General features: G+C 50.8%; 16 protein-coding genes and 1 pseudogene. 7 read left to right on the top strand and 10 right to left on the bottom strand.

Annotated elements, in window-relative coordinates; translation table 11 throughout:
- On the top strand, positions 1 to 422 hold a 422-nt coding region (locus Hfont_RS12400), incomplete at its 5' end, for a MauE/DoxX family redox-associated membrane protein (protein ID WP_277740594.1).
- A 36-nt stretch (positions 423 to 458) separates the two neighbouring features.
- Here the strand turns inward: Hfont_RS12400 and Hfont_RS12395 are convergent.
- On the bottom strand, positions 459 to 779 hold the full coding sequence (locus Hfont_RS12395) for a DUF4148 domain-containing protein (RefSeq protein WP_112992717.1): 321 nt from the start codon (positions 777 to 779) through the stop codon (positions 459 to 461).
- 538 nt (positions 780 to 1,317) lie between these two features.
- On the opposite strand from Hfont_RS12395, the pseudogene Hfont_RS12390 reads away from it, so the two are divergent.
- From Hfont_RS12390 to Hfont_RS12380, 3 genes and pseudogenes are all read left to right on the top strand, one after another.
- A pseudogene (locus Hfont_RS12390) lies at positions 1,318 to 2,082 on the top strand (multicopper oxidase domain-containing protein); the annotation flags it as partial.
- Positions 2,083 to 2,097: 15 nt separating this feature from the next.
- Positions 2,098 to 2,592: a cupredoxin domain-containing protein gene (locus Hfont_RS12385; protein ID WP_112992716.1), complete on the top strand. Its 495-nt coding sequence runs from the start codon at positions 2,098 to 2,100 to the stop codon at positions 2,590 to 2,592.
- Positions 2,593 to 2,645: 53 nt separating this feature from the next.
- Positions 2,646 to 2,993 (top strand): copper-binding protein, encoded by a 348-nt coding sequence (locus Hfont_RS12380; RefSeq protein ID WP_112992715.1) that lies wholly within the window; start codon positions 2,646 to 2,648, stop codon positions 2,991 to 2,993.
- 30 nt (positions 2,994 to 3,023) lie between these two features.
- On the opposite strand, the gene Hfont_RS12375 is transcribed toward Hfont_RS12380, so the two are convergent.
- From Hfont_RS12375 to mnmH, 9 genes are all read right to left on the bottom strand, one after another.
- Positions 3,024 to 4,412, bottom strand: a complete 1,389-nt coding sequence (locus Hfont_RS12375) for an HD-GYP domain-containing protein (protein ID WP_162845925.1) — start codon at positions 4,410 to 4,412, stop codon at positions 3,024 to 3,026.
- Between the two features lie 263 nt (positions 4,413 to 4,675).
- The gene (locus Hfont_RS12370) at positions 4,676 to 5,206 is read right to left on the bottom strand and encodes a superoxide dismutase family protein (RefSeq protein ID WP_112992714.1); all 531 of its coding nucleotides are present in this window, start codon (positions 5,204 to 5,206) and stop codon (positions 4,676 to 4,678) included.
- Positions 5,207 to 5,435: 229 nt separating this feature from the next.
- Positions 5,436 to 5,786, bottom strand: coding sequence for a DUF3147 family protein (locus tag Hfont_RS12365; protein WP_112992738.1), 351 nt, complete (start codon positions 5,784 to 5,786; stop codon positions 5,436 to 5,438).
- 84 nt (positions 5,787 to 5,870) lie between these two features.
- Positions 5,871 to 6,665, bottom strand: coding sequence for a phosphonate ABC transporter, permease protein PhnE (gene phnE / locus Hfont_RS12360; RefSeq protein ID WP_112992713.1), 795 nt, complete (start codon positions 6,663 to 6,665; stop codon positions 5,871 to 5,873).
- Positions 6,662 to 7,501, bottom strand: coding sequence for a PhnE/PtxC family ABC transporter permease (locus Hfont_RS12355; RefSeq protein ID WP_112992712.1), 840 nt, complete (start codon positions 7,499 to 7,501; stop codon positions 6,662 to 6,664). The genes phnE and Hfont_RS12355 overlap by 4 nt, the downstream gene beginning before the upstream one ends.
- A gap of 43 nt (positions 7,502 to 7,544) precedes the next feature.
- On the bottom strand, positions 7,545 to 8,366 hold the full coding sequence (locus tag Hfont_RS12350; RefSeq protein WP_112992711.1) for a phosphonate ABC transporter ATP-binding protein: 822 nt from the start codon (positions 8,364 to 8,366) through the stop codon (positions 7,545 to 7,547).
- Positions 8,367 to 8,430: 64 nt separating this feature from the next.
- Positions 8,431 to 9,270, bottom strand: a complete 840-nt coding sequence (locus tag Hfont_RS12345) for a putative selenate ABC transporter substrate-binding protein (protein ID WP_421801000.1) — start codon at positions 9,268 to 9,270, stop codon at positions 8,431 to 8,433.
- Positions 9,271 to 9,378: 108 nt separating this feature from the next.
- Entirely contained in the window at positions 9,379 to 10,449 is a 1,071-nt protein-coding gene (gene selD / locus Hfont_RS12340; RefSeq protein ID WP_112992737.1) for a selenide, water dikinase SelD, read from the bottom strand.
- A gap of 32 nt (positions 10,450 to 10,481) precedes the next feature.
- Positions 10,482 to 11,558, bottom strand: coding sequence for a tRNA 2-selenouridine(34) synthase MnmH (gene mnmH / locus Hfont_RS12335; RefSeq protein WP_112992709.1), 1,077 nt, complete (start codon positions 11,556 to 11,558; stop codon positions 10,482 to 10,484).
- A 249-nt stretch (positions 11,559 to 11,807) separates the two neighbouring features.
- Between mnmH and Hfont_RS12330 the strand changes: the two genes are divergently transcribed.
- The 3 genes from Hfont_RS12330 (at position 11,808) to Hfont_RS12320 (ending at position 13,535) form a co-directional block, all read left to right on the top strand.
- Entirely contained in the window at positions 11,808 to 12,239 is a 432-nt protein-coding gene (locus Hfont_RS12330; RefSeq protein ID WP_112992708.1) for a universal stress protein, read from the top strand.
- 161 nt (positions 12,240 to 12,400) lie between these two features.
- The gene (locus tag Hfont_RS12325; RefSeq protein ID WP_112992707.1) at positions 12,401 to 12,838 is read left to right on the top strand and encodes a universal stress protein; all 438 of its coding nucleotides are present in this window, start codon (positions 12,401 to 12,403) and stop codon (positions 12,836 to 12,838) included.
- Between the two features lie 43 nt (positions 12,839 to 12,881).
- Positions 12,882 to 13,535 (top strand): BON domain-containing protein, encoded by a 654-nt coding sequence (locus Hfont_RS12320; protein WP_112992706.1) that lies wholly within the window; start codon positions 12,882 to 12,884, stop codon positions 13,533 to 13,535.

Raw genomic sequence — 13,535 nt, 5'->3', positions numbered from 1 at the left:
GGGCTGCATTCGATAGTGTTCTCAAAATTCAGACTGCTGAATGGTTTGTTGCCATTGCCATGTGTCTTCTCGCTCTACAAAAGCTCAAGGATGTCGAAAGTTTTTCGACAATGTTTCTAAACTATGACCTTTTGGCGAAACGGTGGGTTCGTTACGCATACCTGTACCCGTTTGGTGAAGGGCTGGCCGGACTCCTTATGGCGGCGAACACATTAATGTGGATATCTGTCCCGATCGCTCTTTTCATAGGCACTGTCGGTACCGCGTCTGTCTTTAAAGCGGTCTACATAGACAAGCGGGAGCTTAAATGTGCATGCGTTGGGGGTGACAGCAATGTTCCACTGGGCTTCGTATCGTTAACCGAGAATCTGATGATGGTCGGCATGGCCATTTGGATGGTGGTAAAACCGATGTCTACCTAGTGCTGGTAGGCATCGTTGTGGAAGCATTAGTAAGTATCAGCCGCGATAAAGACTATCGAATTGTTTGTATTCGCCACTCGCTTTGCTTTGTTGAAGTTCGTTTTTGACTTGCATGCGGGTCTTTCCTAGGGCACTTTCTGGAATTTCTGGATACTGGCTATCAATGACGGTTAGCGTACCATTACGTCGTGCTTCGGCAAGCGTCTCTCTTACTTCCGCGCGTGTTTTCTGATGCTCCGCCTTCGGCAAGTTAGGATAGCTACTATCGCTGAAATTTTGACTGTCTGCGTGTGCGAACGGAACAGAAGACAACGACAGAGTAAGTGCTGCCAGTACGACTTTTAAATTTGCTTTCATGGTTTCTCCGAGTTTAAATTCGTGGAGCACATCTGCTCCACATCAAAGCGATACCGGCTGTTCAATGAACAGCCGGTATCGATATGTACATTCTAAAAACTCATTCACAACAACGAGATGACGGTGTAATTACATCTGCGTCATGAAGCTCACCAAGAATCAGCGCAATAGTATCGCCGCGCCGCGTGGCAGTCTCAACCGCCAGCCAACCATGATATTTCGAGGGCAAATATCTAGTGATTCATTACAGAAGCGATAAAACTAAATATCTGACGGAAGTGCAAAACCAGTAAGACAATCACTTCCGGAAAGGTAAGAAGATCAGTTCGGGGCTCGTCGAATACCGATCTAAGTTACATCGTTAAGTCAAATTTGATAAATTTCCACTCATTTTGGCTGGCCCTCAGGGGTATGGACATCGTCGCGTCAGATAGCACTTAATCACATACACACCATGGACATTAAAGAAATCTAGTCATCCGCTTTAAATATAAGGGGGACGTTCCATGTCCATACCATGGAACCTAACGGTTAGCTTGCGGATGAAGTGACGCAAATGGCGATGGGCATGATGGGATTCTGGGTCACGCATCCGAAGAATCCAGAATTGCATAAAGTCGATCGAGACTTTGTCTTCTTGCTGAACTCCTACGATATCGAGCCGGGTAGCAGCACGCCCAAGGTCAACACCATGCTCGACTTCAATCTATGGACATGGAACAGCCGCGTGTTTCCCGGCATCGATTCGCTGGTGTGTCGGCAGGGTGATCGGGTGCGGATACGCTTCGGTAATTTGAGCATGACGAATCATCCTATCCATATTCACGGCCATGAGTTTGAAGTAACAGGAACCGACGGCGGCTGGGTACCGCCATCGGCGCGCTGGCCGGAAGTGACAACCGATGTTGCGGTCGGGCAGATGCGTGCGATTGAGTTTGATGCGACCGATGTGGGTGACTGGGCCTTTCATTGCCATAAAGGGCATCACACGATGAATGCAATGGGTCATGGCGTGCCAACCATGATAGGCGTCGATCAACGCAAGATAGCTGAAAAAATCATACGCATCATTCCCGATTACATGGCGATGGGCGAGAAAGGCATGGCCGATATGGGCGCGATGGAAATGCCGCTACCCGATAACACGTTGCCAATGATGAGCGGTAATGGACCGTTTGGCCCTATAGAAATGGGCGGCATGTTCACGACTGTGAAGATACGCAAGGATCAGAAGCCTGGCGATTACAAGGACCCGGGCTGGTACAAGCATCCCAAAGGTGGCGTCGCTTACGAATTGAAATAAGAGATTGGAGAAAAAATGAAGAAACTTATATTTGCGGGATTGTCCTCATTGCTGGTGTCCTCACTTGCCTTTTCACATGGTGACGAGGTACACGGAAAAAAGAATTTTGATGCATCGAAAACAGAGCAAATGAGCTTCGGTATTGCCGGCGATCCGCAAAAATCAAGCCGGAAAATCAAAGTCGCAATGGATGACAACATGCGCTTTACACCCAGCACGATCAAGGTCCGCGAAGGAGAAACCGTCACGCTGACGGTGACCAATAATGGAAAAATTCTGCATGAAGCAGTGATAGGCAGCATGCAGGAATTGAAGGCGCACGCCGACATGATGCGTAAATTTCCGACTATGGAGCATGAAGCGCCTTACATGGCGCATGTAAAACCTGGCATGTCGCAGGATATCGTCTGGACTTTCAACAGGTCGGGCGAATTCAATTTCGCCTGCCTGATCGCCGGCCATTTTGAAGCCGGCATGGTGGGCAAGATCACTGTCTTTGCACAAAACTAATCAAGACATGGCGTAATTAATTTCAACGTAAAAATATTTTCAAAAGGTAAATCATGAAATTTTTAACAAAAACTATCCTGTCCATTTTGCTGGCAGCTTCAGCGACATCTTTAAGCTATGCAGCCGATGGCAGCGCAGAGAGTGCAACGACGGTTACAGACACAAGCAAGCCGCATACGCCTATGAGCGAAGGTGAAGTCAGAAAAATCAACAAGGAAACCGGCAGGGTGACGATCAAGCATGGGCCATTGGCCAATCTCGATATGCCGGGCATGACGATGCTATTTCGCCTGCAGGATCCGGCGATGATCGATCAAATCAAGGAGGGCGACAGGATCAGATTTGTCGCGAACAAGGTTGACGGTGCATTCGTTGTGCAGGTGCTTGAAGTCGTGAAATAAAAGTCCAGACATCCTTACCCAAGCGAACGATTATGCGAATGGAGTGCCGGCTGGCAAGCGGGCAATCGCCCGTTTGAGCGCATCAAAACATGTAGGATCCAGGGCGCTACCAACGGTTTTCTCCATCATGTTCAGCGCCTCCGGAATCGGGATGGCACCGCGATAAGGACGCTCAGCCGTAATGGCGTCAAATATGTCAGCGGTGGTGATGATGCGTGTTTCGATGTTGATGTCTTCGGCTTTCAAACCACGTGGATAACCGCCGCCATCCAGTCGCTCGTGATGTGCGCCGGCGATGCGCGCCAGTTCGCCGAAGGCACTGATGCGCGACAAAATGGCTTCGGTAAATTGCGCATGCAGTCGCACCGCATCCCATTCATCGCGATCGAGTTTGCCGGCTTTGTCGAGCACACTATTACTGACGCCTAGTTTGCCAACGTCATGTAATAAGGCACCGCGTTTTAACCAACGGCGACGTTCTGGCGAGAGTCCGAGCATTTCGGCAATCATGTCGGTGTAGAGCGCAACGCGTGCGCTATGGCCGCTGGTGTAAGGACTTTTTGAATCCACCACCTGGCCGAAAGCGGCGGCGATGTCATCCAGATAATCTTCGTCCAGAGGGATTTCGTGCGCAGGTGGTTCCAACGCAAGAATCGCCTGATCAATATCAGATGAAGTGAGGGTGCTCCAGAATGTTGGCGCTTGTGCGACACGTTCGAATGCCTGCACCAATTGTGGATCGAACCATTGACCAGATCGCAGTCGAGTTTCATTCAGCGCAGCCTGTTGCCCGGCTTCGGTATGGAATACATCGATCACCTGTGCCAACAATGCGATACGCGCATAAACCGGAATCGCATCACCAAGCAATGCTTCCGGTTTGCCTTTGCCATTGTAATGCTCATCCAGACTGTAAATACCTGCCGCGACACCATCTGAAAATCGCAACAAGCGTGCTATTTCTGCGCCGCGTTGGCAACGAGTAGCAATCAGCTCATGTGCGATTTCACTGCCGTTGCGCATGATGGTCATCACGCTGCGAAAGCGTTCAGCCAAACCAGCCTTGAGTCCGGTATGCGTCAATACAAATGACAGCACTTGCGGCAAGCTGTCGCCCACGGTTTTGAAGTCGCGCTTGAAACTCAGATCATCCGTCAGGTATAGCTCGCAGATGCGTGCAGCATTGCTGCTGCATCCAAGATCCTTCAGCAGCAAGGTGTAATACAGCTCCCACAACTGATCTTCCTTCAGACCGATCTCGCGACCAATGTGCATGCCTATCCAGCAGGAGCGCACGCAATGTCCGGCAGGTTGACCTTCGGTGATATCCAGAGCGTGACTTAGCGCCGCTATCAATTCAGATAGCTTGAGACCACTTATTTCCGGTAGCGCTTGTGTATTTAAGTCGGGGCTGTTCATGATCTTCTTTTTATTGCCGAGAGGCATTGAAAATGATTTTACGCTTAACTTGGAAAGCAAGGCGAGCCAGTTTCTATTGAAGTGGGTTTGCCATTTGTAGAATGTTGCATCTTACATTCCCGAAAACATGGCAATCAATCCTGACGCAGGTCTGGATGAAAAAGCACTCTGGCAGTTCATTCTGCGAGAGTGCTTCTTCAGGTCTTGGCAGGAGATGCAAACTTGGGCTGAAGATGACTGCTATCAGTCATCTTCAAGGAAAGTTATTTCAGGCTGATCACGCCACAAGCCAGGCGCTTGCCCGAATTACCTGTGGGCTGAGTCGTGAAATCGTCGGGGTCAGCGTGAACAATCAAGCCTTTGCCTATGATGCTATTGGCACCGCTTTTAGATAAGGTGATTTGGCTGGCAGGGATCGTGAGCGCAAGTATTGCCGTCCCCGTCGCATCTGCTGTCAGGTTGCCAAAGTCTCCGCCGTGATGTTCAGGGCTGGAAGGTGAGCCATGTTTTGTACTTGCAGGATTGAAATGCCCACCCGCGCTTGTAGCATCTGGTGCGCTGCAATCACCTTTTTCATGGATGTGAAAACCGTGTGGGCCTGGCGATAAACCTTGTATGCGGGCATTGACCGATACCTTATCGTTCTGCTGCGAAAAACTCACGACACCGTTTGTTGTATTGCCCTGCGTCGGTTTCATGATTGCTTCAGCGCTTGTCGGCGATTTGGAAAAACCGGCGCAACCCGCGACGACAACAACAGCACTTAATAAGGTGGCAACTGGAATGATTTTCATGTTGGGACTCCTCTATATAGATTGATGTGTACGTACGCGGATGGCCGTTTCGATTACCCAAATCGATTAAAACCAAATTGAACACCTTATGTCGGCCGAAAAAACATAAGTGTTAATCGTTTTACGCTTGAATACAGGCTTGCGCTAATGTTTTAACGAACAAGGTAGACGATATTTTGGGGTGGAAGTTCTGCGTGGCTTTATCCCGCAAGCCGCAGCAGGCTGTGTTTTACAGTAAATCTATACCGAAACGACGTAAAACAAACGCAAACAGCGCAAAGCAAAGGATGGTGATGAGCGCCGAGACAAGGAGTGTTGGCCAGAATCCGATTCTGGGCAACAGCAAAGGGAAAATAAGGAACATCGGCAAGGTAGGGATCACGTACCAGAACGTGTACCAAGCATGATTAGCCACTTTGGCTTCTGCCTGTTTTTCGATATGCAGCCAAATCAGCGTCAGTATAGTGATCAGGGGCAACGCCGCGATCAAGCCGCCTAATTTATCGCTGCGTTTGGCCAGCTCGGAAATGAGCACAACCACGCCCGCGGTAATAAAGTACTTTGTAATAATCCAGGTCATCGCATCCCCATCCATCACTTTTAGTTGTACAAGTATTGCAGGTCGTGCTACTGCATATTCATTTGTTTGTATCGCGCTCTGTCCTTATCGCGTCATCATCCTTCTAAGCAAAAAGCTCACGGCATCGACCACGGCAACCATCAGCAACATTGCGACAATCACGCTGGCAGCCTGCTGCATCTGGAATAGCGACAAGTGATATTTCAACATCTGACCCAGCCCGCCCGCGCCGACCACGCCAAGAATCGCCGCCGCACGAATATTGTTTTCCCAGCGATACAAGGTGTACGACATCATTTGCGGGCTGCATTGCGGCAACGTCGAATAAAAAAATGCAGCTACCGGATTGACGCCATTGGTGCGCAAGGTTTCTTCCGGCAGGGGTGAACAGTTTTCAAACGCCTCGGCAAACAGCCGACCCAATACACCGATAGTGTGCAAGGCCAAAGCCAGGGTGCCGGCAAACGGGCCGAGTCCGGCGGCGATCAATAAAACCGATGCCCATACCAGTTCGGGAATGGATCTCAGCACATTCAATACTGAGCGCGTGGCAAGTCTGGCTGTCGCGCCGAATCGACCGCTGGCAGGCAAGCCTATCAATATGCCAAAGAATGCGGCGATCAATGTACCTATCGCTGACATTGCCAGTGTTTCGAAGGTGGCAATGCCGATCTTTTTCAAGAAATTGGGTGCCAGTTCAGGTGGTGAAAATCCGCGCAGAAATTCAATACTGGTGCGGATTGCTTCTGCGCCCAAGAATTCGTGCAACTTCAAAGGTAGCGATACGAAGCTCGCGATGACAAGCAACAGGATGCCTGTCAGCAGCGCGATGGTGGACCATTGCAGTGCCGGGCGTTGCGGCAAAGTCACCGGCTTCATTCCAGCCTCCTGCGTAACATGCCGGACACGCCATCTGCCGCGGCGACCAATAAAACAAAGACGATCAGCATGGTCGACAGTTCGTCGCCGGCCATCTTCTTGATCGACTCATCCATCCGTTGCCCCAGGCCGCCAGCGCCGACAAAGCCCATCACAACCGAACCGCGAATCGCGCACTCCCAGCGATACACCGTATAGGAAACCAGCTCGGCAGCCGACTCGGGCAACGCACCATAAAAAAAGGCCGCGAGACGGCCGCTACCGTTTTGCAAGAGCGTATTGCATGCGCTCGCATCGGATGATTCAAGAATATCTGCATACACCTTGCCCAGCATACCGCAATAGGTCAGCGCAATCGCGACCACGCCAGCGGTTGGGCCAAGACCGACGATGCGCACCAGCAGCAAGGCCCACACCAGTTCCGGCACGCTACGCAACAGGATCAGCAGCCAGCGTATGGCATTGCGACATGCGGCCGAAACCACGGCTGCACGACCTTTCCCAATACGGGAAATGGATAAACGCTCGGTCGCCAGCAAGGTCATCGGGATCGCACCGAGCAATGCCAATGTCATGCCGACGGTGGCCATGGCAACGGTTTCCCAGGTTGCCGCCAGCACCATCTGTAAAAATTCCAGGGTATGCGCAGGCGGGAAAAAGCTGGCAACGAAATTCCATGTCGCTCGCAGACTTTGCACGTCGAACAATATCCACGGCTTGAACTCGGCCTGCACCAACATCGGCCACAGTATCAGTAGAACGACGCCGAATCCCAGTAGGCGACCGCGCCACGCCGGATCGCGGCCGGCTTTATGGAGTAGGGGAGAGGTCGACATTCTGCTTATGCCAGCGCGGTGAAATGGAGGGGCATGTTTGTCATCAGCAGCGCGGCATCGGATCGATGATCGCGAGCTTGTCTATCTCGTTTTCGAGGTTGACATAGTCATCGTCATTGCCGTTCTGGTACAGCGCTGCAATCATGGCATCGCTGATATCCTTGCTGGCTGCATCGAACACAATGCGGCCATCGCGCAAGGCGATGACGCGAGAGAAGTTCGCACGCGCCAGTTCTACCTGATGCAGGCTGCAAACCAGAGTTGCCTGACGCTTCTGCGCCTCCTGTTGCAAAACATTCAGAGTTTGCAGTGCCAGAGTCGGATCGAGTGCAGACAGCGGTTCATCCACCAGAAAAGCTTCTGCCTTCGACACCAAAGCACGCGCCATCCCGCAACGCTGGCGTTCACCACCCGACAAGCGATCGACACGCGCATACAACTTGTCTTGCAGGTTAAAAGGCATCAATGCCTGATATGCGGCATCGACTTCTAATGGTTTGATCAAGGAGCGAATGGCCTGCCACGCACTCCATTGCGGCAGCGCACCGGCCAGTACGGCATTCACGACACGCTGACGTGGTGGCAATGGCGGCGTTTGCGGCGCAAGGAAAAGACGTGCGCGCATCGCATGCCGTTCAGCGCTGGCGATGCGCCACGGGTCATTACCGAATAATTGGATCTCACCTTGCTCAGGTTTTAAAGCGCAAGCGAGCGTGTGCAGCAGGCTGGTCTTGCCTGCACCGGACGGGCCTATCAATGCGACTTGTTCACCCTGTTGAATCGATAGCGATAAATCGCGCAAGGCAAAGGATGACCTGGTCGCGCCAATATGACGCGTACTGATATGTTGAAGAAGAAATGTCATCCGTGGAAAAGAGATATGCCTGAACACCGCTCTGCAAGCGTTACAGAGCGGTGTTTCAAGATTGTTATTTCAGCAAATCAGCGTTGCGTGCTGCGGCTTCTATCGCCTTGTAATTTTCTGGCTTGGTTGGAATGAAACGTGTTGCACGTTGCAGGTCCAGAATTTCCTTGTCTTGCGGATTCTTCGCGTCCAGTGCCAGGAAGGCATCCGTCAATTTTTTGCGAACGACAGGATTCATGTCCGAACGCACGCTCCAGTTGTAATCGTAATAGCCAGGCGTGGTGTAAAACACGCGGACTTGTTGCGGATTGACCTTGCCGGCTGCAACCAGTTTTTCCCATACCGAGATATTCAACGCGCCGGCATCGACCTTGCCACCGGCAACGGCTGCCACGGTTGCGTCATGTGCACCGGAGAATGCAACACGCTTCATGTCGACATCAGGATTGATCTTGGCATCCAGCAAGAACGAACGTGGCATCAAATGCCCGGAAGTCGATGACTCGGAGCCGAAGCTGAAGTTCTTGCCCTTCAGGTCGCTGAGTTTGGTGATCGATTTGTCGGTAGTGATGAAGACCGATTTGAATTTTTCATCTTCTTCACGTTGCACCAGCGGGACGACCTTGCCGCCGCTGCGTACATTCGCCTGCACAAAGGTAAAGCCGCCGAACCAGACCATATCAAGCTTGTTGTTGATCAAGCCTTCCACCGATGCGGCGTAATCTGTGACCGGTGTAAATTCAACCTTCATGCCCAGTTTTTGTTCCAGGTAATTACCCAGTGGCTTGAACTTGCGCTGCAACTCGGTCGGTGCTTCATCAGGGATAGCCGATACGCGCAAGACTTGCTGCGCGTGTGCGAAGCCGGTCATGCCCAGTGTGAGCACGGTCAGGACAGCTGCCATCAAGGCAGGGAGTTTCGAAATTGAAAAACGAGTCATGTATTACTTCTTTGTAGTGAAAGGAAATGATGGAATAGCGAACCCATGGAGCAGGGCCGTCTTGCGATAACTTTATATGACTTCAACGCCCGGGGAGCCAGCATGCATCTCGCCTATGACGGCTGCATCGTCAAAACCTTCTTCCCTGAATAATGCCAACACTTGCTCCACTGCGTCCGATGCACATGAAACCAATAATCCACCGGCAGTTTGAGGGTCAGTCAGCAGTGCTTGTTGTACATGGCTGATCGATGCTGCCAATCTCACTTCATGTCCGTAACCTTGCCAATTTCTACCGGATGCACCGGTGATGCAACCTTGTTCTGCCAGTTCCTGCACTTGCGGTAAAAACGGAATGGCCATCATGTCCAGTTTGGCCGACAACTTTGCGCCGCGTGTCAGTTCCAGCAAATGTCCCAGCAAGCCGAAGCCCGTCACATCGGTCATCGCATGCACACTATCCATTTGCGCCAGCTTCTTGCCCGGCGTATTCAGTTTGGTTGTGTTCACGATCATTGACGCATAACCATCTGCATCCAGTACATTCTTTTTCAGCGCGGCCGATAAAACGCCGACGCCTAGCGGCTTGCCTAAAACAAGTTTGTCGCCCGCGCGTGCATCCGCATTGCGCTTGATCTTTGATGGATGCACCAGCCCCATCACGACCAATCCGTAAATCGGCTCGACGGAATCAATTGTATGGCCGCCGGCAATCGGAATGCCTGCCTGCGCGCAAATAGATTCGCCACCTTTAAGAATTTTTCCGATGACTTCGACCGGCAACTGATTGACCGGCATGCCGACCAGCGCCAACGCCATGATAGGCGTGCCGCCCATCGCATACACATCAGAAATCGCGTTAGTCGCAGCAATGCGGCCAAAGTCGAAAGGATCGTCGACGATGGGCATGAAGAAATCCGTGGTTGCAATCAGCGCCTGCTCATCGTTGAGCTTGTAGACGGCCGCGTCATCGGATGTTTCGATACCGACCAGCAGTTCTTTCGGCATCGGGAAACCGCCAGTGCCTTTCAGTATCTGGGATAACACGCCAGGCGCAATCTTGCAGCCACAACCACCACCATGGGAGAACTCGGTCAAGCGAATAGCTGGGGTAGTAATAGCTGAGGTAATTACTGTTGTCATTTGCATCCTGTTTCGAAAAGATCGCCTTGATTTCAGGCGCGGGTATTGTGCACGGCTTTATTCAATTGATGGGCAGCCCTCTGGAAAGTCTCATTCGAAATATCCGGCAAGCTCAGCGCTTGAGCCTGGTCAAGCTGAATGAAATTACGTCGTATCGATTGCAGATAACCTGGATCGTAATGCTTGCGCAGCAACTCATCCACCAATTCCGATGTTCTGCCGCTTAAAGCCAATTGATGCCAATGCGCGATTTTTTCTTTTCCATGCAAATGGGTCAGAAAATCAAGTTGTGTATTCAGCAGCGCCGGATCGGCGACAAAGTGCGGATATTCCTGCATCAATAAGGCGACGCGATCAGGAATGGAAAGCGCGACCGTAGTGCAGGGCGATGCACGCATTTTTTCCATCAATGTATCCGGCACACGCAGCTTGCCCACCTTCTTGCTCTCGGCCTCAACGAATACAGGTCGCGCTGGATCAAACTTGCTCAACAGCTCCCACAACAGGCTTTCAAAACGTTTTTGAGAAGGTTGGGGTGCCGCAGGCAAATCACCCAAAACCGAGCCGCGATGCGCGGCCAGTTTTTCCAGATCAAGCACTTGCGCACCCTGGCTTTCCAAAACCTGCAGCAAACGGCTTTTGCCACTGCCAGTCGGCCCGCACAGCACATTGAAATTGATTTTTTGCGGCAGCACAGCCAGTTCGGTATTTACATGGTTGCGATAGGCTTTATATCCGCCATCCAGTTGCGTCACCGGCCAGCCGATACGCGCAAAGATAAGCGCCGTCGCGCCGCTACGATTGCCACCACGCCAGCAATACACTAGCGGCTTCCAATCCTGTGGATAGCTGAGAAACCGATTTTCTATGTGTTGCGCGATATTTTTTGCTACCAGCGCAGCGCCAAGCTTTTTAGCTTCAAACGCGCCTATGGTCTTGTACATGGTCCCGATCTGCACGCGCTGAGCATCGTCCAGAACCGGGCAATTAATTGCGCCAGGAATATGATCTTCGGCAAATTCTGCAGGACTGCGCACATCAATAATGGCGTCGAACTGTGCAAGCTGCGGCAGAATTTCGCTAAAGGAAAGTACGGCGGGGTACTTCATCTGTAGTGTTCGCATTCAAAAATTTGCAGGATGGTCTGCATTATCGCTGATTTACTTGAAGGCTAGTTTTAACTATGGGCTGACGTTGAGGCTAGATAATGTCGATTTCCACTCCAGACCCTCACACATAAAATGGATGAAACGTTAGTTTCATCCATTTGATACAGATCAAGCCGCGCCATCTTCACGCGATTAGGATCATATTGAGATGCTGTCGAAAGTGCGCCAATCTTTCAGAAGGAGTTGCATATGTTTAAGAAAATTTTACTCGCTACTGATGGCTCGCCACTTTCAGACAAAGCAATTCGCTCTACATTGCAACTAGCAAAGGAACAAGGTAGCAAGATTGTGGGTGTATGCGTTGCAACAATTTCTCCTTACTTCCCACTTTATGGAATGGAGGCGATAAGTGGGGAGTTTGTCGACGCCATTACAAATGAAGCAGGGGAAAATGTAGGGAAAATTTCCGCTTTAGCCGCATCTTTAGGCGTTAATGCAGAAGTCCATGTATTGGAGGGTAGTAGTGCTAGCGAAGAAATTATTCAAGCAGCCGAAAAATATCATTGTGATGTGATTGCCATGGCGTCGCATGGGAAAAGTGGGCCTGACAAATTAATGCTTGGCAGCGAAGCTCACAAAGTGCTTGTGCATAGTAAATTGCCGGTCCTCGTATTTAAATGAATCGTATTTTTCACATCTGATCACCATACTTCGGTCCAGCCTCGTTTCTTCTAATTGAAGAATAAATTCTCTGATTGGTTTGCTTTTGATCCATATCAAATTTCCATCGTCTGCAAGATCTACGATGAAACCCAACTCATTACTTTTTGATTGGAGAGCATATGTTAAAGAAAATATTGCTGGCAACAGATGGCTCTGAAATTTCAAAAAAAGCCATCAAGGAAGCTGTAGATTTCGCAGCGTCCTATGGCAGCACGATTGTTGGATTGGCTGTCGCTGAAATCTTTCCTCACGTCGTCATGCCTGAGATTGGTGCTGGTTACGACCTCAACAGAATTGAAAATGATATTCAACGACAAAGTGAACTGAACGCGAAATACATCGCGGATTACGCAAAGACAGTCGGTGCTCTGTGTGAAGTTCATACGGTCAAGGCAGTGCAACCGTACGAAGAGATCTTGAGATTTGCCACGCAAACTGGCTGCGATTCAATCGTCATGGCTTCGCACGGACGCAAAGGTCTAGACAAGCTGATTCTCGGTAGCCAGACGCAGAAGGTGCTTACTTATAGCAAGATCCCAGTGCTGGTATTCAAATAAGCCAGGCAGATTGCGAACACGCTCAATGCGAAGGACTGCATTTATGAAAACTGATTATCAACTCAAAAAAGACATTGTTGACGAACTTGCTTGGGAATCAGCTATCAACGATAACGCAATTGGTGTTGAAGTACGCGATGGCATTGTGACCTTGTCTGGCAATCTGGATAGCTATGCAGAAAAATACCTTGCAGAACGAGCAGTGCAACGCGTAGCTGGAGTAAGAGGCCTGGCGGTAGAAATAGATGTTGTCTTGCCTGGTCCGAGTCAACGCACGGATGCTGACGTTGCCAGGACTGCGGCGCAAGGGTTGGAATGGAATGCGCTGGTACCGAAAGATCGTGTGAAGGTAATGGTGGAGTATGGCTGGATTACCTTGAGCGGTGAAGTCGACTATGAGTATCAACGCATGGCTGCGGAAAGTGCGCTACGCAGTTTGCTCGGTGTCGTCGGCATCAGTAACCATATCTCGGTGAAGCCGATTGCAAGAGCGCTCGATATCAAGACGGATATAGAAGCGGCATTGCAGCGTCGCGCGCACTCGACAGTGAAAGGGATTGAAGTCGCAGTCAATGGCGATCAGATTACGCTGAATGGATCGGTAGCTTCGCTGGCGGAGCGACAAGAGGCCTTCCGCGCTGCGGCAAAGACGCCCGGTGTCTCAAAGGTCATCGATAAGCTTTCCGTAGTGTCTTGA

It is taken from the genome of Herminiimonas fonticola, from assembly GCF_003293745.1.
Lineage (GTDB): Bacteria > Pseudomonadota > Gammaproteobacteria > Burkholderiales > Burkholderiaceae_D > Oxalicibacterium > Oxalicibacterium fonticola.
The sequence above is the reverse complement of the archived record's forward strand: the minus strand, read 5'-3'. Positions and strand labels throughout refer to the sequence as shown.

Coding starts and splice junctions, on each gene's coding strand:
- Hfont_RS12385 (WP_112992716.1), top strand. CDS start 2,098: ATGAAGAAACTTATATTTGCGGGATTGTCCTCATTGCTGGTGTCCTCA.
- Hfont_RS12355 (WP_112992712.1), bottom strand. CDS start 7,501: ATGTCGACCTCTCCCCTACTCCATAAAGCCGGCCGCGATCCGGCGTGG.
- Hfont_RS12320 (WP_112992706.1), top strand. CDS start 12,882: ATGAAAACTGATTATCAACTCAAAAAAGACATTGTTGACGAACTTGCT.
- Hfont_RS12350 (WP_112992711.1), bottom strand. CDS start 8,366: ATGACATTTCTTCTTCAACATATCAGTACGCGTCATATTGGCGCGACC.
- phnE (WP_112992713.1), bottom strand. CDS start 6,665: ATGAAGCCGGTGACTTTGCCGCAACGCCCGGCACTGCAATGGTCCACC.
- Hfont_RS12395 (WP_112992717.1), bottom strand. CDS start 779: ATGAAAGCAAATTTAAAAGTCGTACTGGCAGCACTTACTCTGTCGTTG.
- Hfont_RS12380 (WP_112992715.1), top strand. CDS start 2,646: ATGAAATTTTTAACAAAAACTATCCTGTCCATTTTGCTGGCAGCTTCA.
- Hfont_RS12345 (WP_421801000.1), bottom strand. CDS start 9,270: ATGGCAGCTGTCCTGACCGTGCTCACACTGGGCATGACCGGCTTCGCA.
- Hfont_RS12325 (WP_112992707.1), top strand. CDS start 12,401: ATGTTAAAGAAAATATTGCTGGCAACAGATGGCTCTGAAATTTCAAAA.
- Hfont_RS12330 (WP_112992708.1), top strand. CDS start 11,808: ATGTTTAAGAAAATTTTACTCGCTACTGATGGCTCGCCACTTTCAGAC.
- Hfont_RS12370 (WP_112992714.1), bottom strand. CDS start 5,206: ATGAAAATCATTCCAGTTGCCACCTTATTAAGTGCTGTTGTTGTCGTC.
- mnmH (WP_112992709.1), bottom strand. CDS start 11,558: ATGAAGTACCCCGCCGTACTTTCCTTTAGCGAAATTCTGCCGCAGCTT.
- Hfont_RS12375 (WP_162845925.1), bottom strand. CDS start 4,412: ATGAACAGCCCCGACTTAAATACACAAGCGCTACCGGAAATAAGTGGT.
- selD (WP_112992737.1), bottom strand. CDS start 10,449: ATGACAACAGTAATTACCTCAGCTATTACTACCCCAGCTATTCGCTTG.
- Hfont_RS12365 (WP_112992738.1), bottom strand. CDS start 5,786: ATGACCTGGATTATTACAAAGTACTTTATTACCGCGGGCGTGGTTGTG.